Origin of the sequence: Streptomyces pilosus (assembly GCF_014649835.1) — a bacterium.
GTDB classification, from domain to species: domain Bacteria; phylum Actinomycetota; class Actinomycetes; order Streptomycetales; family Streptomycetaceae; genus Streptomyces; species Streptomyces pilosus.
On record NZ_BMTU01000012.1, the window covers coordinates 138,407 to 160,314 of the forward strand.

A 21,908-nucleotide genomic window follows, 5' to 3' on the forward strand; every position below is an offset into this window, starting at 1 on the left:
CTCGAGTCGTCCGCCACCTAAACTAGCGATGATAGTTTTCGGGCGCCAGGGGGAGGCCGCCCGCCCGTGTCACTCCTCCAGGTCGGGCAGCCGGTCGGGGCTGGGGCAGATCCGCCGGCCGTGCTGGTCGAAGACGAACAGGTGCGCGAGGTCGACGAGGAGGGGCACCTGCATGCCGTGCCGGAGCCGGATGTCGGGGGTGGTGCGGACGATGAGGTCACCGGGAAGACGCGGTTCCGCGGTGGCGGTGGCCGGGCCCGGGTCCGGGTCCGGCCGGCCGGGTGCCTCGGCCGTGGCCACGGGGCCCGCCCGCAGGGCGCCCGCCCGTTCCCGCAGCCGTTCCAGGACCGTTCCGCCCTCGCGGCGGCGGCGCCGGGCGGGGCGGCCGGGCGCGGGGCGCGGGGCCTCCAGTTCGGGGACGAGGGCGGGTCGGGAGCCGGTGTCGAAGTGGACGAGCACTTCGTGGCCCTGGAACTCCAGGTGCTCCACCAGGCCGGTGAGCGCCACCTCGCCGGTGCGGGCGGCGGCCGGTTTGGCGATCCGCACGGCCTCGGAGCGCAGGCCGACGATCACCTCGCGGCCCTGCTGCACGCGCAGCAGCTGGTGGTCGAGGGACAGCGGTTCGGGCAGCCTCAGGAACTGCTTGCCCAGGCTGATGGTCATCGCCCCGTCCAGCGGGGCCCGCACCAGACCGCGCAGCAGGTTGATGCGCGGGGTGCCGATGAACGCGGCGACGAACACGTTCTCCGGCAGTGCGTACACCGTGCGGGGGCTGCCGACCTGCTGGAGGACGCCACCGCGCAGTACGGCGACCCGGTCCCCCAGCGACATCGCCTCGGACTGGTCGTGGGTGACGTAGACGGTGGTCACGCCCAGTTCGCGGGTGAGCTGGGAGATCTCGGCGCGCAGGTGGTTGCGGAGCTTGGCGTCGAGGTTGGACAGCGGCTCGTCCATCAGGAAGGCGGAGGGGTGGCGGGCGATGGCCCGCCCCATCGCGACGCGCTGGCGCTCCCCGCCGGAGAGCTGCGCGGGGAAGCGGTCGAGCAGGTCCTCGATGCCGAGCATGCGGGCGGTGGCGTCGACCCGCGGCGCCGGGTCGGTGCCGGGCGCCTCGATGCGCAGCGGGAAGCCGATGTTGTCGCGGCCGGTCATGCTCGGGTAGAGGGCGAAGTTCTGGAACACCATCGCCATGTCACGGTCGGACGGGGGCAGATCGTTGCCGTACTCGCCGTCGAGGAACAGCCGCCCCTCGTCGATGTCCTCCAGTCCGGCGATCATCCGGAGCACCGTTGACTTGCCGCAGCCGGAGGGGCCGAGCAGGACGAGGAACTCGCCGGGCGCGATGTCCAGCGACAGCCGGTCCACCACGCGGGTGCCCCGCGTGTATGCCTTGCTCACGTCGTGCAGGGAGATGGCGCGTGTCATGAGGGTGCCCCCGGGGGCTCGTCAGGGCGCTGGTGCTCCGCGGTCGGACGCCTCGTGCGGGTCGTACGGGGCGTGTGAGTCACGGAAGCTAACGGAAAGTAGGCGCCCGGGGGAAGACGCGGGACGGAATCCCGGCCCTTCGTCCGATCCGTGAGAAAGCGAACGTCCGTATTCAGTGACGTGGTGCGCTCGTCCGGGGCGTCGGCCGCCCTCCGGGCCGGGCCCCGGAGAGGAGGCGGCCCGGGGGGTGCCGGGACGGCACCGGGGGCGGGCCGTGCCGTCGTCCGCCGCGTGTCCTCGCGGGCGGGGCGGCCCCGGGACACGGTGGCGTGGGTGCCCCCGGCGGGGCGCGCCCGGTCCCCCGCTCACCGGGTCGTACGGCACCGGGGGCGGTCGGGCGCGGGCTCACGGCCGGACGGCCGGTCCCCCGATGGGTCCGAGGGGGTGCGCAGGGCGACGCCCGAGGAGAGCAGGAGCAGGACGCCCAGCATCACGAACGGCGCCGCCACGCCCGCCGCCCCGGCGACCAGGCCCGCAGTGGCGGGTGCGGCGACCTGGCCGAGGCGGTTGCCGGTCAGCCGCAGCGCGAGGGCGGTGGAACGGGCCCCGGCGGGGGCGGCCCGGACCACCGTCGTCATCGACAGCGGCTGTCCGACGCCCAGGCAGAACCCGAGGACCGCGAGGATCACCGCCAGCGCCCACACCGGTACCGGCAGCGCGACCCCCGCGCACAGCAGCGCCGCCAGCAGACAGGTCACCGTGAGCAGCGCGGTGCGGCCGAGCAGCCGCAGCAGGGGCGTGAGCACCAGCCGGCAGGCGATGGTGGCCGCCGCGCGGAGGCTGAGCAGCAGGCCGACGACGGCCGGGTCGATGCCGCGGTCCTCGCCGACCACCGGCAGGTAGGCGGTGAGGATGTCGGTCGCGGACAGCACGGCCATGCTGATGAGGATGCCCCCGGGGACACCCCGGGACCGCAGGATGCCGCGCACCGGCACCCGCTCGCCCCGTGCCGCGGGGGACGCGAGGGGCCCGGGCTGTTCGATGCGCCACAGGGAGGTGAGGGCGACCGCTCCGCCCGCCCCCGCCGCGAGCAGGGCGAGCGCGCTGGTGCGGGCCATGTCCGCGCCGATCAGCGCGCCCGCCGCGATCGGCCCGACGAGCTGCCCGATCGAGGCGCCGATGGTGAAGTGCCCGAAGTTGCGGTCCTGTTCGTGCGGCGCGGACCGGCGGGCGACGAGGGACTGCGCGCCGATGACGAAGCAGAGGTGGCCGAGGCCCATCACCCCGCTCCACAACGCCATGGTCCACAGGGAGCCGGTGAGGCCGCTCAGGGCGCAGCCGCCGGATATGAGCACCACGCCGGCCGGCAGCAGGGGTGCGCAGCGGCCGCGGTCGGTGCGCCGGCCGAGCGGCACGGCGGCGAACAGCGGCAGCAGCGCGTACACGCCGGCGATGACGCCGATGGCCCTGTCGTCCGCGCCGAGGGCCAGCGCCCGGTAGGAGACGGCGGGCCGGGCCATGGACACCGCCGCCTGGGCGAAGCCGAAGGCGATGACGAGGCGGAGCAGCCAGCCGCGGTTCCCACCGGGCGTCATGATCGGTTCCTTCCTGGGGCCGGGCGGGGTCAGACGATGCCGAACAGGAATCCGGCGGCGAGGATCAGCAGACAGATCAGGGCCGCCCACTTCACCACGAACCGCGTGTGGTCGCCGAACTCGACCCTGGCCATGCCGACGAGGACGTACACGGCGGGGACGAGCGGGCTCGACATGTGCAGCGGCTGGCCGACCAGGGAGGCGCGGGCCATCTCCAGCGGGGAGACGCCGTGCGCGGCTCCGGCTTCGGCGAGCACGGGCAGGACTCCGAAGTAGAAGCCGTCGTTGGACATGAAGTAGGTGAGCGGCAGGCTCAGCACTCCGGTGACCAGGGCCATGTGCGGGCCCATGCCGTCGGGGACGACGTCCACCAGCCAGGTGGCCATGCTGTCGACCATGCCGGTGCCCTGGAGGACGCCGGTGAAGACGGCGGCGGCGAAGACCATGCCGGAGACGTTGAGGACGTTGTCGGCGTGGGCCGCGATACGGGCCTTCTGGTCGGGGATGTGCGGGAAGTTGACGGAGAGCGCGAGGGCGGCGCCGAGCAGGAACAGCACCGGGATCGGCAGCAGTTCCATGATCATGGCGGTGAGCAGGACGACCGTGAGCAGCGCGTTGAACCAGTAGAGGCCGGGCCGCAGGGTGGGGCGGTTCGGGTCGAGGCCCTGGAAGTCGTCGTCGTCCTCCGCACCCTCCGCTCCGGCCTTCGCGCCGTCGTCCTCCGCCCCGGCCTTCGCACCGCCGTCCTCCGCACCGCCGTCCTCCGCACCGGCGTCCGGGCCGGCGCCGGAGCCGCCGGCGGGCCGGGCGCCCTTGCCGGAACCGCCGGCGGAACCCGAGCCGACCAGTACGGTCTCCGTCTCCTCGGCCTCCTCCTTCACCAGTGCCTCGTCCAGCGTCAGCACGCCCAGCCGCCTGCGCTCGCGCAGGCCGAGCACGTACGCGAGGACGACGACGCCCAGCAGGCCGACCAGCAGCGCGGGGATCATCGGGACGAAGATGTCGCCGGCGTCGAGTTCGAGCGCGGTCGCCGCGCGGGCCGTCGGGCCGCCCCAGGGGAGGGTGTTCATCACGCCGTTGGCCATGGCGGCGACGCCGGTCATCACGACCAGGCTCATCTTCAGGCGCTTGTACAGCGGGTACATCGCCGAGACGGTGATCATGAAGGTGGTGGATCCGTCGCCGTCGAGCGACACGATCGCGGCGAGCAGCGCGGTGCCGACGACGATCCGCATCGGGTCCGCCTTGCAGAACCTGAGGATCCCCCGGACGATCGGGTCGAAGAGCCCGACGTCGATCATCACTCCGAAGTAGACGATCGCGAACATGAGCATCGCCGCGGTGGGCGCGAGGCTGGACACGCCGTCGATGACGTAGTCACCGAGGTGCGCGCCCTTGCCGACGATCACGCAGAACAGCGCGGGGATCAGCACGAGCGCCGCGATCGGCGACATCTTCTTCATCATGATCAGGACCAGGAAGGTCGCGATCATGGCGAAGCCGAGGATGGTCAGCATGAGTGGACACCTAACGTTCGCCCTTGAACTCCCACCAGGGCCGGCGGTGCGACGACGTTAGGTGTCGTGAAGTGGCGTTAACAAGACGTTGACGTGCGAGCAATAAGCGCAAAACTCCAGGTCACAGCTTTGCTCAGGTCAGAGCGCCGCTCGTTTCGGTGACGGCTTCGGCCACCGGGGCCACCTCGACGGGCACCCCGTTGAGGACGGCGTTGCCGGACAGCGGGTCCAGGAGGCTGCCGTCGAGGAGCTGGTTGACGTTGACGCCGGGGTCGGTCGCGGCGTGCCGCGTGCGGGTGCCGGGGCGGTCGTGGCCCCAGCCGTGCGGCAGGCTCACCACACCCGGGCGCACGGCGTCGGTGACCTCGGCGGGGGCGGTCACCTCTCCCCCGGCGCCCCTGACGCGGACCGGCTGCCCGTCCCGTACGCCGAGGCGTCCGGCGTCGTCGGGGTGCACGTGCAGGGTGCAGCGGTTGGAGCCGCCGGTGAGGGCGGGCACGTTGTGCATCCAGCTGTTGTTGGAGCGCAGGTGGCGGCGGCCGACGAGGACGAGTCCGCCGGGGCGGTCGGCGAGGGCGGCGCGCAGCCGCGGGAGGTCGGCCGCGATCGGGGCCGGCAGCAGCTCGACCTTGCCGCTGCGGGTCTTCAGCGGCTGGGGCAGGCGCGGGCGCAGCGGGCCGAGGTCGATGCCGTGCGGGTGGGCGAGCAGCTTCTCCAGGGTGAGTCCGCCGGGTTCGGCGCCGAAGCCGTCGCCGTACGGGCCGAGGCGCAGCATCATGTCCAGGCGCCGTTCCGGGCCGCTGCCGCCGCCGAGCAGGGCGGCGAGTTCCTTCGGGTCGCGGCCGTGCACCGGGGAGTGCGGGTCGCCGGCCGCCTTGCCGAGGGTCCGGCCGACGACCAGGTCGTCCACGGCGGCGGGGTCGGCCCCGTGCATGCCGGTCGCGGCGAGGACGAGCCGGGCGAGGATCTCGGTCTCCGCCATCCTGCCGGGCTCCAGGGGAACGGCGGGGCGGGTGTAACGCACCTGGTTGCGTACGGCGAGGGTGTTGAAGGCGAAGTCGTGGTGCGGGCTCTGCGCGGGCGGCGGCGGCGGCAGGACGACGTCGGCGTGGCGGGAGGTCTCGTTGAGGTACGGGTCGACGCTCACCATGAAGTCGAGGGAGCCGAGCGCCTTGTCGAGGCGGTCGCCGTCCGGGGCGGAGAGCACCGGGTTGGCGGCGACGGCGACGAGGGCGCGCACCGGCTCGCCCTCGTCGGTGGGGGTGTCGATCTCCTCGGCGAGGGCGGACATGGGGAGTTCGCCCTTGGCCTCGGGGTGGCGCCGCACCCGGGAGTGCCAGCGTCCGAGGGCGAAACCGCGGCCGGGCCCCGCAGGTCGCGGGGTGCGGTCGGTGGCGGCCTGCGGGAAGAGGGCGCCGCCGGGGCGGTCGAGGTTGCCGGTGAGGACGTTGAGGACGTCGACGAGCCAGCTGGCGAGGGTGCCGTGCGGGACGGTGCAGCTGCCGATGCGGCCGTAGACGGCGGCGGTGGGGGCGGCGGCGAGTTCCCTGGCGAGGGCGCGGACGGTCTCCGCGTCGACGTCGCAGGCACCGGAGACGGCTTCGGGGGTGAAGTCCCGCAGTGCGGCGCCGAGTTCGTCCAGGCCGTCGACGTACGGGGCGCACCCGCCGAGGTCGACGAGGTCCTCGTCGAACAGGGTGTGGGCCATCGCCGCGAGGAGCAGCGCGTCGGTGCCGGGGCGCACGGCGAGGTGGCGGTCGGCGAGGCGGGCGGTGCGGGTGCGGCGCGGGTCGACGACGGTGAGGGTGCCGCCCCGTGCCTTCAGCGCCCTGAGCCGCCCGGGGAAGTCGGGGGCGGTGCACAGGCTGCCGTTGGACTCCAGCGGGTTCGCGCCGATCAGCAGCAGGTGGTCGGTGCGGTCCAGGTCGGGTACGGGGATGAGGTTGGCGTCGCCGAAGAGCAGTCCGCTGGACACGTGCTTGGGCATCTGGTCCAGGGTCGAGGCGGTGAACAGGCTGCGGGTGCCGAGCCCGGCGATCAGCAGGGGCGGGTAGAGGGCCCCGGCCATGGTGTGGACGTTGGGGTTGCCGAGGACGACGCCGACGGCGTGCGGTCCGTACCGCTCGACGACGGGCCGTATCCCGGCGGCCACGGCGTCGAAGGCCTCCTCCCAGGTGGCCTCGCGCAGTTCGCCGTCGACGCGGACGAGCGGGGTGCGCAGCCGGTCGGGGTCGGAGTCCACGGCACCGAAGGCGGCGCCCTTGGGGCAGATGAACCCCTTGCTGAAGACGTCGTCCCGGTCACCGCGGGCGCCGGTGACGCGGCCGTCGTCGATGGTGAGCGTCAGGCCGCAGGTGGCCTCGCACAGGGGGCAGATACGCAGGGCGGTGCGGGACACGGGTCCTCCCGGTACGGCGGCGGTGACGCACGGACGGGCCGAGCATACCGACCGGTACGCATGCCGGGGAGGGGTGTCGGGGAGCTGTTACCGGTCCAGCACCCGGGCCAGATAGGCGCGCAGCATCTCGCGCAGTTCCCCGATGACCTTCTCGTCCCCCTCGGGCTCCATCCGGAAGGCCAGCTGGACGAGGGCGTCGGCGGTCTCGACGGCGACGAGGAAGGTGCGGCGCAGGTCGTCGTCGGGCTCGCGCTCCAGATGGGCGGCGAGCAGTCCGGTGAGCCGGTCGGCGACCCGGCGGTTGGGCTCGGCCCGGGTGCCGACGGGGATCTGGTTGCCGAAGTCGACGAGGGAGAAGCCGGGGGCGGTGCGCTTCATGTCCAGGTAGGTGTCGAGCACCACGTCCATGGCCCGTCGCCAGCCCCGGTCGTCGGCGGCCCGCAGCCGCTCGGTGACCCGGTCCGTGAAGCGTTCGAGGTTGCGCCGGGCCAGGGCGTCGGCCATCTGGCGCTTGTTGCCGAAGAAGCGGTAGACGGAGCCGATGGGCACCTGGGCGCGTTCGGCGACGGCGCGGGTGCTGAGGTCGTCGTAACCGGCCTCGTCGAGGAGTTCGGCGCAGGCGTCGAGGATCCTGGCCAGCCGTTCGGCGCTGCGCCGCTGTACGGGCGCTCGGCGGAGCGATGTCGCTGGGGGCACGGGCTTCATCATGCCCGCCCGGCACCGTCCGGTGAACCTCGCCCCGTGCCACGGCTCCGGCCGTCCGGCCCGCCGGAGACCGGCTGCGGCGGACCCGCGCCGGCGACCGGTTCCGACACGGCCGCCCCGGCGACCGGTTCCCGCACGGCCGCCCCCGCGATCGGCTCGGCGCTGGGGTCCGGGCTCGGGCCGTCCTCCGACACCGTGATGTCGGCCGTGCTCTCCACCGGCTCCCCGTCGACGGCCCACACCGAGCCGTCGTCGGCGTACAGGCGCGCGGTGACCTGGTGCGTGCCGCGCGGGACGAGGCCGCCGGCCAGGTGGTACTCGGGGGTGCGCAGCTGGGCGACCCGGCGTCCGTTCACCTCGAGGTGCGCCAGACCGCGGCCCGCCACCGCCCGCTCCCCCGTCCCGTCCGGGGAGAAGCGGAAGTTGCGCACCCGCAGCCGCACGTCCCAGCCGCCCTCGGCGTCGGGGACGACCTCGACACCGACCTCGGGCGCGTTCTCGGCGTCCACCTCGCGGTAGGGGCGCCCCTCCTGGTCGCGCTCGTCGAGGAGCCGGCCGGCCGGTGAGGGCGACGCCCCGCCCTCTCCCTGGGCGGTCCCGGAAACACAGCCCGCGGATCCGGCCACCAGGACGACACAGACCGCGAGCGCGGTGATCAGTCTCCGCGTCCACGTCATGTCCGGGAGCGTAGAACACCGGTACGAGTCCGCGTATCCCCCTGAAGTCGGGTTTGGGGTCCTCCGTCGAGAGGAGGACGAAGGAGGGGGACCGGGATCGCGCGCCCCTCTTGCGCCGGGGAAATCGCAATCCTACGGTGTGCCATAGGAATCGGACCCTCAAGGGAGCAGCGAACATGAGCGATGGGGGCACCGCCCGCGCCGGCGCATTCGAGCACGGTGGAGCGCGCAAGGTCGCCGAGGCACTGGAGCACCTCTCCGGTTTCGGCAACGAGCACAGCTCCGAGGCCGTCCCGGGCGCCCTGCCCGTGGGCCGCAACTCGCCGCAGCGGGCACCGCTCGGGCTGTACGCGGAGCAGCTGAGCGGCTCGGCGTTCACCGAACCGCGTGCGGAGAACCGCCGCTCGTGGCTGTACCGGATCCGTCCGTCGGCCGCCCACCCGGCGTTCACGCGCTCGGGCAACGGGGCACTGCGTACCGCGCCCTTCACCCAGACGGTCCCCGACCCCAACCGGCTGCGCTGGAACCCGCTGCCGGAGCCGGCCGAGGGCACCGACTTCCTGGCCGGCCTGTGGACCCTGGGCGGCAACGGGGACGCCACCCAGCGCACCGGCATGGCGGTGCACCTGTACCACGCCAACGCCTCGATGGACCGCGTGTTCAGCGACTCCGACGGCGAGCTGCTGATCGTCCCCGAGCGGGGCGGGCTGCTGCTGCGCACGGAGTTCGGGCTGCTGCACGTGGAGCCGGGGCACATCGCGCTGGTTCCCCGCGGGGTGCGGTTCCGCGTGGACCTCCTGGACGGGTCCGCCCGTGGATACGTGTGCGAGAACTACGGAGCGCCGTTCCGGCTCCCCGACCTCGGCCCGATCGGCGCCAACGGGCTGGCCAACGCCCGGGACTTCCGGGCGCCGGTCGCGGCGTACGAGGACGTCGAGGGCCCGGTGGAGGTGGTGAACAAGTACTGCGGCAACCTCTGGTCGGCCACCTACGGCCACTCCCCGCTGGACGTCGTGGCCTGGCACGGCAACCACGTGCCGTACGCCTACGACCTGCGCCGCTTCAACGTGATGGGCACCATCTCCTACGACCACCCGGACCCGTCGATCTTCACGGTGCTGACGTCCCCGAGCGACACCCCCGGCCTCGCCGGAGTGGACTTCGTGGTCTTCGCCCCGCGCTGGCTGGTGGGCGAGGACACCTTCCGTCCGCCCTACTTCCACCGGAACGTGATGAGCGAGTACATGGGTCTGATCGAAGGGGCCTACGACGCGAAGGCGGAGGGCTTCGTGCCGGGCGGGGGCTCGCTGCACAACATGATGTCGGCGCACGGCCCGGACCGGGAGACCTTCGAGCGGGCGAGCGCCGCCGAGCTGCGTCCGCAGAAGATCGACGACGGTCTCGCGTTCATGTTCGAGACCCGCTGGCCGCTCTCCCTGACCCCCCAGGCGTCACGGGCGGACCACCTGCAACAGGGCTACGACGACGTGTGGGAGGGGCTCGAACGTCACTTCCAGCCGTTGCACTGAACGTTCTCCGACCGGTACGGATAGCCCGTGACCTCCTTCGCTCCGGATTCGATCGTCCTGAACCGCAAGTTGCCGCTCTGGTACCAGGTGTCGCAGTCGCTGCGCGCCTCGATCCTCGGCCGCTCGCCGCAGGACCCCCTGCGTCTGCCCACCGAGGAACAGCTGGCCGGGCACTACGGGGTGAGCGTGCTGACCATGCGGCAGGCGCTGAAGGAGCTGGAGGACGAGGGGCTGATCACCCGGCACCGCCGGCGCGGCACCTTCATCGAGCCCGGTGTCCGGCGGGGCGCCCCGGTCCGGCTGCTGGGCTCGGTGGACGCGATCGTGGCCCAGCAGTCCGGCATGACGACCGAACTGCTGGAGCACGGTCCGGCGCCGGTGCCGGGGGAGATCGCCGAGTACTTCCCGGACCTGAGCGAGGCCGCGGCGTACCACCGGCTGCGCAGCGACGAGAAGACGGGCGAGCCGACCAACCACGCCCGCAACTACGTCCGCCCCGAACTGGCGGCCCTCATCGACCTGGACGACCTGGTGCGGTGGCCGATGACCAAGGTGCTGCGGGACGTCGTCGGGGCGGACATCAGCCGGATCACGGACACGGTGGAGGCGCGGCTCGCGGACCCGGAGACGGCCCGCCTGCTCCGGGTCCCGCTGCTCAGCCCGATCCTGCACTACACGGGCATCACCTATGACACCGGCGGCCGGGTCCTGGACGCGGCGGTCATCAACTACCGGGGCGACCGCTTCTCCTTCACGGTGACGCTGGACGCCACCTGATCCCGGATCCGCCCGTGCGCCGGGCGGAGCGGGCGGGAGCCCGCCGGCCGGGCCCAGGCCGTACCATGCCCTGCGTGACGCACGACGACGCTCCGCTGCTGGCGGACCTCATGCCGTGGTCCGTCGCACCGCCGCGGCTCGGCCGGGGGTGGCCGGCGGCCCCCGACGCGGCGTCCCTGAAAGCCCGTTGGGACGCCCTGCTGAAGGCCCGGGGACCGGACCGCGAGGCGCTGTTCCGGCCGACGCGCTCCCGGACCCCGTCCTCCGCGGTCGGGCAGCTGCCCGGGCGGAGCGGCGGCACGGAGCGACTGGCCCGCGCCTCGGGTCCGTGCCCCGAACCCGTGCGGGTCCTGTACGCCCCGTTCGACGAGCAGTGGCTGATCCCCGACCAGCGCCTGATCGACGCGGCCCGGCCCGAGTTGTGGCGGGTGGCGGACGAGCGGCAGGTGTTCGCCGTCGAGACGGTGCCCGCGCGGGGGCCCGCCGCGGCCGGCACCGCCGGACCGCCGCTGCTCGCCACCTCCCTGCTGCCCGTGCTCCGCGCAGGGCGCGTCCGCCCGCTGTACCGCCGTCCGGGGGCCGCCGAGCCGAACCTCGCCCCCGGTCTGACGGAACACCTCGCCGCACGGTACGGGCGGTCCCCCGCTCCCCTGGACGTCCTCGCCTGGGCGACGGCCGTGGCGCGCCCCGCGCGCGCGGGCCTCGCGGTGCCGCTCACCGGGGATCCGGACGTCTGGGAGCGGGGGGTCGCGGTGGGCCGCCGGATGCTGTGGCTGATGCGCCGCGACGGGGAGCGGCCCAGGCTGCCGGGCGGCCGCCGCCCCTACGTGCGGGCGCCCCTGCCCTCCCGGCCGCTGACCGTGCGCTACGACCGGGAGGAGGAGGCCCTGCACGTCGACGAGGGCCGCGTCGCCCCGGTGCCGCCGGAGGCCTGGGACTTCGAGGCGGGCGGGGTGCGGGTGATCGAGCAGTGGTTCGCGGCCCGCACGGAGGTGCCCGAAGCGGGCACGCTGGCCGCGATCCGGCCGCCCGCCTGGCCGCAGGCCTGGACCTCCGAGCTCCTGGAACTGATCACGGTGCTCGCCCTGCTCGCGGAGGTACGGGAGGGTCAGCGGGAGCTGACGGCGGATCCGCTGCCCGCCCCGATCACGCCGGCCGCCCTGCGCACGGCCGGCGTCCTGCCGGTCCCGGACGCGGCCCGGCGCCCCGCCTCCGTCCTGGACACCCGCGAGGAGGGTCCGGAGGGCCAGCTCGCCCTGATCTGAGGACCGCACCACGCGGGCCGGCCAGGCCCTGACGGCCGGCCCGGACGGCGGCCGGCTTCAGTCGCCGGGGTCGAACCCGTCGAGAACGCGCCCGAACACCTCCTCCACCGCCGCCGGGACGGTGCCGTTCCTGCTGGTGGGGCTCGCGGTCGGCTGGCGGGTGCGGCGTGGCCGGTGGCGCATCCCGTCGCCGGGTTCGTGCCACTCGCGGTGCGGCAGTACGCGCGGGGCGAGCGCTGAGGCGCGGGGAGGGGGGCCGGCGGGCCCCGGTAGCACTGCCGGGTGGGTGGGACCGGGGGCTCCGGCGAGGAAACGTACGAGGGAACTCCGGTGCGCGGGGTGCCCTCGTGGTGCCGCGGGGATGACGGCGGGGGCGGGGCGCCGCGCCGGGACGGTGGGCCCGTCCGGCGCGGGCGCTACCGGCTGCCGAACAGGGAGCGGCGCAGTCGACGCAGCGGGGCGAAGAGCGAGACGCGGCTCGCCCGGGCCCGCGCGCTCCTGGCGCCACGGCCGTGCACGGGCTCACGCGCGGTCAGTTCACGCATCAGCGAGGTCGCCTCGGCGGTCTCGCGCTGCGGGACCGCCGGCCCCCCGAGAACCGAGAGATGCCGGTCGAGACGCGAACTGCTGGCGCTGCTGCCGCAGGTGATCGCAGGGACCCTCGCCCTGCTGCGCACTGTTATCTGTTCCATGTCACTCCCCACCCGTACGAGTCCACCCGGCCCGGGCAGGGTAACCCTATCGCCCCGTACGAGCTCCCGTGTATCGAGGTCACAGGATTCACCTTCCCTGTAAGGGTGTTGACGAACCCACGACGACTACTCTCCGAATCCGACCGTTTTCAGGGCGAGTTGAATGATGGGCTGGCCGGTGGGCTGCGGTGAGCCGCCGCCGGGTTCGACGGTCACCGCGAGTGACGTCGCGGCGGGGTCGAGACCGGAGGCCACCAAGGGCGTGTCGCCTTCGAAAAGCCCGAGAGAAAGCGGTTGTTCCCCCGATCCCATGAGCCAGAGCTGGTGCACACGTCCGTTCGGAGGCTCGTCGTATCCGCCCAGAGTGACGACCGCGCTGCGCGTCGATGCGGAGGCGACCACTCCGATGGTGCCGCCGCCCGGATCCCGGCCACTGCTCGCGCGGGCGTCGGGGGCGGCGAGAACGTGGGCGATCTCACGTGCCCGGTCCCGTTCGGCGTCCAGCCGGTCCTGGGTACGGCCGGCCTGGACGGCGAAGAGCGAGGCGACGACGAGCGCCGCCGCGGCGGTGGCGGTCGCGAACGGCACGAACAGGGGTGACCGGCGCCGCTCCCGGACGCGCGGCGGCGGAGCGGCGCCCCAGACGTGGGGCGGCAGTTGCGGTGCCCGCGCGCGGACTCCGTCCCGGGGCGCGGGCTCCTGCGCGGTGGTCCGTACGGCCGCCAGCACCCGGTCCCGCAGTGCGGGCGGCGCGGGGGCCGCCGTGGACCAGGCGAGGCGGACGGCGTCCTCGGCGAGGTCGCGCACCTCCTCGGTGCAGCGGCCGCAGGACTTCAGGTGCTTCTCGAAGCGGACGCGCTCGGCGGGTTCGAGGGCGTCGAGGGCGTAGGGGGCGGCCAGCGAGTGCAGGTCGCCGCGGGACCCCAGTCGGCCGAACAGGCTCATGCCGCGCCTCCCAGGCACTCGCGCAGGCGGGTGAGACCGTCCCGCATCCGGGTCTTGACCGTGCCCAGCGGCAGCGACAGCCGCTCGGCCACCTCCCGGTAGGTGTAGCCGTCGTAGTAGGCGAGGGTGACCGACTGCCGCTGGAGGGCGGTGAGACGGTCCAGGCAGCGGCGTACCCACTCGCGTTCGAGGCCGGCCTCGACCTCCTCGGCGACCTGGTCGAAGGCGGGGCCGTGACCGCGCCGGGCCTCGCGCTGCTCGCGTTCACCGGCCGCGCGGGCGCTGCGCACCCGGTCGACGGCACGGCGGTGGGCGAGGGTGAGCACCCAGGACAGCGCGCTGCCCCGGCCCGGGTCGAACCGCGCGGCGGAGCGCCAGAGTTCCAGCAGCACCTCCTGAGCCACCTCCTCGGACTGGGCGGGGTCGCGCACCACGCGCCGCACCAGCCCGTACACGGGGCCGGAGACCAGCCCGTACAGGTCCTCGAACGCCTTCTGGTCACCCCCGGCCACCAGCACCAGCAGCTCGTCCGCCTCCAACGCGCGTCCCCCTCTCCCGGCCCGCCGGGCCGCCCGGTTCACTCGGAGCACGCGCGGCGAGCGTGCCCCCGGACGGGAAGTACGGATCACCGGGCCGAAAACGCGGGTCGGCAGCGAGAAATGCTACGGACGCCCCGGAGCGGCGGAAGGGGGCCGGAGAGAATTCGTGAAGTCCACCAATCCGGCCCGGCGGACGCTCCGAATGCCAGTGCGTCAGGCAAGTTGGCACTGAGGACGGACGGCATGACACCTAACTCCAGGACCGGTGCGGGGCGCAGGAGTCTCGCGACCCTGATCTGCGGTGCGCTGGCCGCCGGGGGCCTCGCGGCCGCCGGCGTGACCGCGCTGGAACCCGAGGCGGCCTCCGCCTCCTCGCACCGGGAGGCCCCGCTGATCTCGGGCACCCCGCAGTACGACAACACGGACCTGTACGCGTTCGTCAGCCCCGACAAGCCGGACACGACGACCATCATCGCGAACTGGATCCCCTTCGAGGAGCCGGCCGGCGGACCGAACTTCTTCACGTTCGCCGAGGACGCCCAGTACGACATCCACGTCGACAACGACGGGGACGCGCAGGGCGAGCTGCTCTTCCGCTACACCTTCAGGACCCATGTGAAGAACGACCGGACGTTCCTCTACAACACGGGCCCGGTCACCGCCCTGGACGACCCGGACCTCAACATCACGCAGACCTACGACATCGAGCTGCTGAAGCTGAAAAACCAGAAGGCGGTGTCGCGCACGAAGATCGCCGACGACGTGCCGGTCGCCCCGTCGAACGTCGGCAAGGCCTCCATGCCGGACTACGACACGCTGCGGGGACAGGCGGTGCACGAACTGGCGGGCGGCGCGACGACGTTCGCCGGACAGGCCGACGACCCGTTCTTCCTCGACCTGCGGGTCTTCGACCTGCTCTACGGCGGGAACCTCACCGAGGTCGGCAACGACACCCTGAAGGGCTACAACGTCAACTCGCTCGCCCTCCAGGTCCCCACCGAGATGATCACCGAGTCGGCGGAGCAGCCGGTGGTCGGCATCTGGTCGACGACGCAGCGCAAGAACGCCGAGGGGCACTTCGTGCAGGTGTCCCGGCTGGGCAACCCGCTGGTGAACGAGGTCGTCAACCCGCTGAAGGACAAGGACACCTTCAACGCGTCCGGGCCGTGGGACGACGCGCAGTTCCTGAAGAACGTCACCGAGCCGGAGCTGCCGAAGCTCATCGAGGCGATCTACAAGATCCCCGCGCCGGACGAGCCCCGCAACGACCTGGTGGACGTGTTCCTGAAGGGCGTGGAAGGGCTCAACCAGCCCCCGCACGTGACGCCGTCGGAGATGCTGCGCCTCAACACCTCGGTCGAACCGGCGGCCGAGCCGAAGCGGCTGGGCGTCCTGGACGGGGACAAGGCCGGCTTCCCCAACGGGCGCCGGCTGACGGACGACGTGATCGACGCGGCGCTCCAGGTCGTCGAGGGCGAACTGGTCGGCGCGGAGAACGACCTGGGAGACGCGGTCGACGCCAACGACAAGAAGTTCGGTGCCGCCTTCCCCTATCTGGCGAACCCGACGGAGGGGTCGCGCGGACCGCTCGCGAAGGGCGTGGACGGCGGGAACGACGTGCGCAACCAGCTCGGTGACGCGCTGCGCCCGGCGGGCGCGGAGGGCGGGGACGACACCACCCTGATCGCCGCGTCCGCGGGTGCGGGCGCCGGCGGGCTGCTGCTGATCGGCACGGCGCTGATGTGGTGGCGCCGGATGCGGAGCCGGGCGTACTGACCCCGGCGGCCGGTACTCCGGCCCGTCCCCCACAGCAGGCGCGGCCCGTCCCATCCGCCCCCACGGCACGGGCCGCGCCGCCGACCACCGAGGAGAGGCCATGGCCGCGCGCACGAACGACAGCGAACAGGTGACACCCCGACCCGAAGGACCGGCGCACGCCCCGCGCCCGCCCGCCACCGGCGGCCGGCCGGCGCGCACCCCCGCCGCCGACGCGGAGGAAGCGGCGGGCCGGTCACCGGGAGGGCCTCCCGGCGGCGGGGCCGGGCGCGGCGCGGTGGTGCGGCGGTTCGCCGCGGCCGCGCGGCACGGGCGGGGACCGCACATCGCCTCCTGCGCCGTCCTGCTGGCGGTCGCGCTGACCGCCGGGAGCATCGCGGCCGGGGGCGGCCGGGACGGCGGGCGGGACGCCGCGCCGGCGGGCGGGGCGTTCGCGGCCGGCGCGCTGACCGGGGGCGATCTCGGGGCGGGGATACGGTCGTTGCAGGAGCACCTGCGGATCCAGCCCCGTGACCACGGCGGATGGGCCACCCTGGGGACCGCGTACGTGGAGCAGGCGCGGACGGATGGGGACCCATCGCGCTATCCGCAGGCCGAGCGCGCGCTCGCCCGCTCCCTCGCCCTCGAACCGGACAACGAGCCGGCGCTCGCCGGGCGGGCCGCCCTCGCCGCCGCCCGGCACGACTTCACCGGCGCCCTGGAGCACGCCGACCGGGCCCTGGAGCAGAACCCGTACAGCGAGCGCGCCCTGTGCACCCGCGTCGACGCCCTGGTCGAACTCGGCCGGTACGAGGAGGCCGCGCGGGCCGCCGTCACCGCCGACCGCAGGCGGCCCGGGGTGCCCGTGTTCACGCGGTACGCCTACGTGCGGGAGTTGCGCGGCGACGTGCGCTTGGCGCGGGAGGTCCTGGGGCGGGCCCTGGAGAGCGCCTCCTCGCCCGCCGACGTGGCGTACGTCGCCACCGCCCTGGGGCAGCTCGCCTGGAACCAGGGCGAGTACGGGACGGCCCTCACGCACTACGCGCGTGCGCTCGCCGCCGACGAGGACCATCTCCCCGCGCTCGAGGGCCGGGCGCGCGCGCAGGCCGCAAGCGGTGACCGCGCGGGTGCCGTGAGGACGCTGGAGCAGGTGGTGGCCCGCTCACCGCTGCCCGGCCCGCTGGTCGCCCTCGGCGAGTTGTACGAGGCGCGCGGCGGCGAGGGGGACCGTGCGAAGGCACGCGACCAGTACGCCCTCGTCGACGCCTGGACCTCCCTGGCCCGCGTCGGCGGGGTCGACGTCGACCTGGACACCGCGCTCGCCGCCGCCGACCACGGCGACGCGGGCGAGGCGCTGCGCGCGGCCCGCGCGGAGTGGGACGGGCGGCGCAGCGTGCACACCGCGGACGCCCTCGCCTGGGCGCTGTACGTCAACGGCCGTCACCAGGAGGCCCTTCCCCTGGCCCGCCGCGCCACGGCCACGGGCTACCGCAACGCCGTCTTCCTCTACCACCGGGGCATGATCGAGAAGGCCGCCGGGCAGGACCGCGCCGCCCGTGACTCCCTGACCGCCGCGCTGGAGCTGAATCCCGGCTTCTCACCGGTGGGCGCCGCCGCGGCCCGTGCCGCGCTCGAGGAACTGGAGGCGGCGCGTTGAACCTCCTCCGTTCCGTGGCCCGCGGTGCCGCCGTCCTCACCGCCGCCTGCACGCTCGCGCTGGTCCCGGCCGGGTCGGCGGAGGCGCACCCGCTCGGCAACTTCACCGTGAACCGCTACGACGGGCTGGTGGCCGCGCCCGGTGAACTGCGCGTCCACCACGTCGAGGACCTCGCCGAGATCCCGGCGACACAGGCGGGTCCCGACATCGAACGGCTGGGCCGCGGCGCCTGGGCCCGACAGCGCTGTGCCGCCGCCGCGCGGGACAGCGAGGTGCGGGTCGACGGCCGCGCCGTCGCGCTGACCGTGCGCGACGCCCGCGCGCGGGTGCGGCCCGGCCAGGCGGGGCTCGACACGCTGCGCGTGGAGTGCGGGCTGACCGCACCGCTGCCGGAGGGCGGGCCGGTGGACATCCGCTTCCGGGGGGCGGGCGCGCGGTCCGGGCCGGGCTGGCGGGAGATCACCGCCCGGGGCGACCGTACGACGCTCACCGCCTCGGACGTCCCCACGGAATCGCTCTCCCGCGAACTGACGCGATATCCGGAGAAGCTGCTCTCCTCCCCCGCCGACACGAGGACGGCGGAGCTGCGCATCCGCCCCGGCGGGCCCGCCCTGGCGGAGGAGGAGGCGGACGCACCGGCGTCCTCGGTGCTGCCGCGCGGCGCCGACCGCTGGACCCGCGCGCTCGACGACCTGGTCGCCCGGCAGGACCTGTCCGCGGGCCTCGCCGCGTCCGCCCTGCTGATCGCCGTGTTCCTCGGGGCGATGCACGCGCTCGCCCCGGGCCACGGCAAGACCCTGATGGCGGCGACGGCGGCGGCACGCGGGGGCAGGGCCCGGCTCCGGGACGTGCTGCCGATGGCCGCCTCGGTCACCGTCACCCACACCCTCGGCGTGGTCGCCCTGGGGCTGCTGGTCACCGCCGGTTCGGCCGCCGCGCCCTCGGTGATCGCCTGGCTGGGCCTCGCGAGCGGCGTCCTGGTCACCCTGGCCGGCGCGAGCCTCGTACGCCGTGCCCTGCGCCACCGCGAACGGGCGCCCCGTCCCGCGCCCGCTTCCCCGCACGACGACGCGCACCCCCACGCCCCTCCGCACGCGCACGACCACGCGCACCCCCACACCCCTCCGCACGGGCACGACCACGCGCACCCCCACGCCCACCCGCGCTCGGACTCGCACCCGCACCCGCACGACCACCCGCACGGTCACGTCGAGCACACCCACGGCGGTCACACCCACACCCACCCCACGGCGCCCACCCTGCGCGGCACGATCCTGCTCGGTTTCGCCGGCGGGCTGGTGCCCAGTCCGTCCGCCGTCGTGGTGCTGGTCGGCGCCGCCGCCCTCGGACAGGCCTGGTTCGGGCTGCTGCTCGTCGTCGCGTACGGCGCCGGACTCGCCCTCACCCTCACCGCCGCCGGGTACGCGGTCGTCAGGGCCGGCAGCGGCATGACCCGGCTGCTGGACCGGCGCCCCCGCTGGACGGCGGCACCCTGGGCCGCACTGGTGCGCCGGAGCGCGCCCCTCGGGTCGGCGTTCGTCGTCGTGGCCCTGGGAGCCGGATTGGTGTTCAGGGGGGCGGCATCCGCACTCGGCTGAGCTACTTTCATGAGGAAAGGGTGACTTCGCCCGGATGCGATGGGGGGCGCGGTGTCCGAAGAACCGGGCAGTGAGCGGCTGATCGCGGGCCGCTACCGGCTGCTGTCGCCGCTGGGTGAGGGCGGGATGGGAACGGTGTGGCGGGCCCGCGACGAACTGCTGCACCGCGAGGTCGCCGTCAAGGAGGTGCGCGCCCCGGCCGGACTGCCGGCGCCGGACGTCGAGCGGATGTACGCCCGCCTGGAGCGGGAGGCGTGGGCGGCGGCCCGGATCGCGGACCGCGGCGTGGTGACGGTGTACGACGTGGCGACCGAGGACGGGCGCCCGTGGATCGTCATGGAGCTGGTCCGCGGTCTCTCCCTCGCCGAGGTGCTGGAGGCCGAGGGCCCCCTGCCGCCGCGGCGGGCCGCGCACATCGGGGCGGAGGTGCTCGCCGCGCTGCGGGCGGCGCACGGCGCGGGCGTGCTGCACCGCGACGTGAAACCGGCGAACGTCCTGATCGCGAACGACGGGCGGGTCGTGCTCACCGACTTCGGGATCGCCATGGTCGAGGGCAGCTCCGCGCTGACCATGACGGGGGAGGTCGTCGGGTCGCCCGAGTTCCTCGCCCCGGAGCGCGCGCTGGGGCGCACCCCGGGGCCCGCATCGGATCTGTGGTCGCTCGGCGTGCTGCTGTACGCGGCGGTGGAGGGCTTCTCGCCCTTCCGGCACGACACCCCGCTGAGCACCCTGCGGGCGATCGTGGACGAGGAACTGCCGCCACCGCGCCGGGCCGGCCCGCTCGCCCCGGTGATCGAGGGCCTGTTGCGCAAGGAGCCGGCCGAGCGGCTGCCGGCGGAGCGGGCGCTGGAGGACCTGCGGGTCGTCGGCGCGGGGGGCGCGCCCCGCGCGGAACCGGCGCGTCCGGGACCGTACGCCCCCACGGTGGCCACGCCCGTCCGGCCGCACCCGGGGGCGGCGTTCGCGTCCGCTCCCCCGGCACCGGTCACGGGGCCGCCCGCCACCACGGACACCCGCCCGGCGCGCGACCGGCGCAGTGCCGTCGTCCTGATCGTGGGCGTGCTCGTCCTGGCCCTGGCGGTGGCCGGGCTGGCGTACGCGCTGCTGAACCGGGGGGACGGCGGTCCCGAGGCCAAGAACACCGGCGGCGGGACGAGTTCGTCCGCGCGGACCGGCGGCACGGAGGACGCCGGCGGCGCCCGGGAGACGGAGGACGGACCGGCGCCTTCCGCCACCGCGGGCGACGAGGGCGGGAAGGAGAGCGCTCCCCCGCCGCAGACCGTGTCCGTCACCGTGACCGGCACGCGGACGGAGTACTCGGGCGGCTGTCCCCCGCCGGGCGGGCGGGCGCCCGCGTTCACGGCGACGTTCACCGTGGGCCGGTTGCCCGCCGAGGTGTCCTACCGGTGGGTGGCCGAGGACGGGTCGGTGACCGATCCGGGCTGGCGGACGCTGTCGTTCCCCGAAGGAGGCGGGCGCGTGGGGCGGGACACGGTGACCGTGACGACGTACGCGGAGGGCGGGACCTTCGAGAGCGGGATCGGCGTGGAGGTCCGCGCGCCGGTGCGCGCCACCTCGGAGACGGTGCCGTTCTCCGTGAGGTGCGAGACGGAGACCCCGACGGGCGGGGCCTCCGCTTCTCCCTCTGTTCCGGACGACGACGGGTAGCGGAGGGGTCAGGCCACCGCTTCGAGCACCGGCAGGTAGCCGCCCGACTGGCCGGCGGCCTTCGGGTGGTACGAGTTGCCGATGTTGAGCCAGTCCACGCTGTGCAGCCAGGAGTTGCCGGAGCAGATCTCGTGGCCGGTGAAGGTGGTGCGGACGTCGCCGAAGGTGAAGCCGTGCGCCCCGGCGCGCTGGGCGATGGCGTTGTCGAGCAGGTCGGCGGCGTCGTTGATCGCCTTCCGTTTGGTCTCGGAGAGACCGACGCAGAAGGTGCCGAGCTGGTAGAAGCGGGGGTAGCCGAGCACCACGACCTCGGCGTTCGGCGCGCGGTCGCGGATCGCCGAGTAGACGCTGTCGAGCCTGCCGGGCAGCGTCGACTCGACGTACGCCCGCGCGGTGGCGATCCGGTTGAGGCAGGAACTGTCGGACTGGAGCACACAGGTCGTCATGACGTCGGCGAATCCGGCGTCGTTGCCGCCGACACTGATCGAGACCAGGCCGGTGGTGGTGGAGAGCGGGCCGAGCTGCCCGGAGAGAACATCACCCGTCCGGGCGCCCGAGCAGGCCGTGAAGGCGAAGGACGAGGGCTGGTTGGCGGCCTGCCAGAGGTAGGGGTAGGCCTTCGTGCTGCGCTTGCAGTCGCCGCTCTCGGCGGTGTAGCTGCCGGCTCCGACGCCGGAGGAGTAGGAGTCACCCAGCGCCACGTAGCCGTCGGCGGCGGCTTGTTGGGACGCCTGGGCCGCGGTGGCCCCGGTGAGGGCGGTGCTGACGGCGAGGAGGAGCGTGCCGAGGAAGAGCGGAAGTCGGGAACGTCTCATGGAACCTCCCTTTAGCAGGATCTCTGCCGCAACCGTCGTACCAACTACGCGTGTTGACTGGAAGTGTTCATGCCAAAACTGTTACTCATTCAATCCTGGACGAAATCTGGCCGTAGGGATTTTCGGCCCTTGACGCCCCCAACGGGGTACGCCACATTGAAGCCCGGCATCCGACGCTTCAGGGGGCAAAGTCGGCTATGCAGACAGGCGAATAAGGACAAACGACACCGGTGACGGCCAATTCGGCGAAAGCCTGCGGTTACGTCCCAGGTCTTGCGATACGGCCTCAATCGGCAATACCGTCATACATCTCACCCGCATCGGTCCGTCAGTACGCGGCTTCAGGGGAGG

At 74.0% G+C, this 21,908-nt stretch carries 18 protein-coding genes; 7 read left to right on the forward strand and 11 right to left on the reverse strand.

Features of this window, described 5'->3' with window-relative positions; translation table 11 throughout:
* Nucleotides 1–69: 69 nt before the first annotated feature.
* From IE118_RS26125 to IE118_RS26150, 6 genes are all read right to left on the reverse strand, one after another.
* The gene (locus tag IE118_RS26125; protein WP_189560495.1) at nt 70–1,425 is read right to left on the reverse strand and encodes an ABC transporter ATP-binding protein; all 1,356 of its coding nucleotides are present in this window, start codon (nt 1,423–1,425) and stop codon (nt 70–72) included.
* 365 nt (nt 1,426–1,790) lie between these two features.
* Entirely contained in the window at nt 1,791–3,020 is a 1,230-nt protein-coding gene (locus IE118_RS26130; RefSeq protein ID WP_189560496.1) for an MFS transporter, read from the reverse strand.
* A gap of 29 nt (nt 3,021–3,049) precedes the next feature.
* Entirely contained in the window at nt 3,050–4,537 is a 1,488-nt protein-coding gene (locus IE118_RS26135; RefSeq protein WP_189560497.1) for a CitMHS family transporter, read from the reverse strand.
* A gap of 133 nt (nt 4,538–4,670) precedes the next feature.
* On the reverse strand, nt 4,671–6,935 hold the full coding sequence (locus tag IE118_RS26140; RefSeq protein ID WP_189560498.1) for a molybdopterin oxidoreductase family protein: 2,265 nt from the start codon (nt 6,933–6,935) through the stop codon (nt 4,671–4,673).
* Between the two features lie 87 nt (nt 6,936–7,022).
* Entirely contained in the window at nt 7,023–7,640 is a 618-nt protein-coding gene (locus tag IE118_RS26145) for a TetR/AcrR family transcriptional regulator (protein ID WP_189560569.1), read from the reverse strand.
* Nucleotides 7,640–8,317 carry a hypothetical protein gene (locus IE118_RS26150; RefSeq protein ID WP_189560499.1) on the reverse strand — a complete coding sequence of 226 codons (678 nt, stop codon included), beginning with the start codon at nt 8,315–8,317 and terminating at the stop codon, nt 7,640–7,642. The genes IE118_RS26145 and IE118_RS26150 overlap by 1 nt, the downstream gene beginning before the upstream one ends.
* Before the next feature lie 176 nt (nt 8,318–8,493).
* Here IE118_RS26150 and hmgA point away from each other — a divergent pair, with 176 nt between their 5' ends.
* The 3 genes from hmgA (at nt 8,494) to IE118_RS26165 (ending at nt 11,888) form a co-directional block, all read left to right on the forward strand.
* Nucleotides 8,494–9,846: a homogentisate 1,2-dioxygenase gene (hmgA, locus tag IE118_RS26155; RefSeq protein WP_189560500.1), complete on the forward strand. Its 1,353-nt coding sequence runs from the start codon at nt 8,494–8,496 to the stop codon at nt 9,844–9,846.
* Nucleotides 9,847–9,873: 27 nt separating this feature from the next.
* Complete coding sequence (locus IE118_RS26160; RefSeq protein ID WP_189560501.1) at nt 9,874–10,623, forward strand: GntR family transcriptional regulator; 750 nt, start codon at nt 9,874–9,876, stop codon at nt 10,621–10,623.
* Nucleotides 10,624–10,688: 65 nt separating this feature from the next.
* Nucleotides 10,689–11,888: a type ISP restriction/modification enzyme gene (locus IE118_RS26165; RefSeq protein ID WP_189560502.1), complete on the forward strand. Its 1,200-nt coding sequence runs from the start codon at nt 10,689–10,691 to the stop codon at nt 11,886–11,888.
* A gap of 57 nt (nt 11,889–11,945) precedes the next feature.
* On the opposite strand, the gene IE118_RS34515 is transcribed toward IE118_RS26165, so the two are convergent.
* The 4 genes from IE118_RS34515 to IE118_RS26180 all read right to left on the reverse strand — a co-directional run bounded on the left by IE118_RS34515 (nt 11,946) and on the right by IE118_RS26180 (nt 14,106).
* The gene (locus IE118_RS34515) at nt 11,946–12,071 is read right to left on the reverse strand and encodes a hypothetical protein (protein WP_268248970.1); all 126 of its coding nucleotides are present in this window, start codon (nt 12,069–12,071) and stop codon (nt 11,946–11,948) included.
* Nucleotides 12,072–12,304: 233 nt separating this feature from the next.
* Nucleotides 12,305–12,580, reverse strand: a complete 276-nt coding sequence (locus tag IE118_RS26170) for a hypothetical protein (RefSeq protein WP_189560503.1) — start codon at nt 12,578–12,580, stop codon at nt 12,305–12,307.
* Between the two features lie 126 nt (nt 12,581–12,706).
* Nucleotides 12,707–13,525, reverse strand: coding sequence for an anti-sigma factor (locus IE118_RS26175; protein ID WP_189560504.1), 819 nt, complete (start codon nt 13,523–13,525; stop codon nt 12,707–12,709).
* The gene (locus IE118_RS26180; RefSeq protein ID WP_189560570.1) at nt 13,522–14,106 is read right to left on the reverse strand and encodes a sigma-70 family RNA polymerase sigma factor; all 585 of its coding nucleotides are present in this window, start codon (nt 14,104–14,106) and stop codon (nt 13,522–13,524) included. Before IE118_RS26180 ends, IE118_RS26175 begins: the two co-directional genes overlap by 4 nt.
* Before the next feature lie 201 nt (nt 14,107–14,307).
* On the opposite strand from IE118_RS26180, the gene IE118_RS26185 reads away from it, so the two are divergent.
* From IE118_RS26185 to IE118_RS26200, 4 genes are all read left to right on the forward strand, one after another.
* The gene (locus tag IE118_RS26185; protein ID WP_189560505.1) at nt 14,308–15,840 is read left to right on the forward strand and encodes a DUF4331 domain-containing protein; all 1,533 of its coding nucleotides are present in this window, start codon (nt 14,308–14,310) and stop codon (nt 15,838–15,840) included.
* Nucleotides 15,841–15,940: 100 nt separating this feature from the next.
* Nucleotides 15,941–17,476 carry a tetratricopeptide repeat protein gene (locus IE118_RS26190; protein WP_189560506.1) on the forward strand — a complete coding sequence of 512 codons (1,536 nt, stop codon included), beginning with the start codon at nt 15,941–15,943 and terminating at the stop codon, nt 17,474–17,476.
* Entirely contained in the window at nt 17,473–19,074 is a 1,602-nt protein-coding gene (locus IE118_RS26195; RefSeq protein ID WP_189560507.1) for a HoxN/HupN/NixA family nickel/cobalt transporter, read from the forward strand. The genes IE118_RS26190 and IE118_RS26195 overlap by 4 nt, the downstream gene beginning before the upstream one ends.
* A 39-nt stretch (nt 19,075–19,113) precedes the next feature.
* Nucleotides 19,114–20,742, forward strand: a complete 1,629-nt coding sequence (locus IE118_RS26200; RefSeq protein ID WP_189560508.1) for a serine/threonine-protein kinase — start codon at nt 19,114–19,116, stop codon at nt 20,740–20,742.
* 8 nt (nt 20,743–20,750) lie between these two features.
* Here IE118_RS26200 and IE118_RS26205 read toward each other — a convergent pair whose 3' ends face one another.
* A complete protein-coding gene (locus IE118_RS26205; protein WP_189560509.1) occupies nt 20,751–21,557 on the reverse strand; it encodes an SGNH/GDSL hydrolase family protein in 807 nt (268 codons plus the stop codon).
* Between the last annotated feature and the right edge of the window lie 351 nt (nt 21,558–21,908).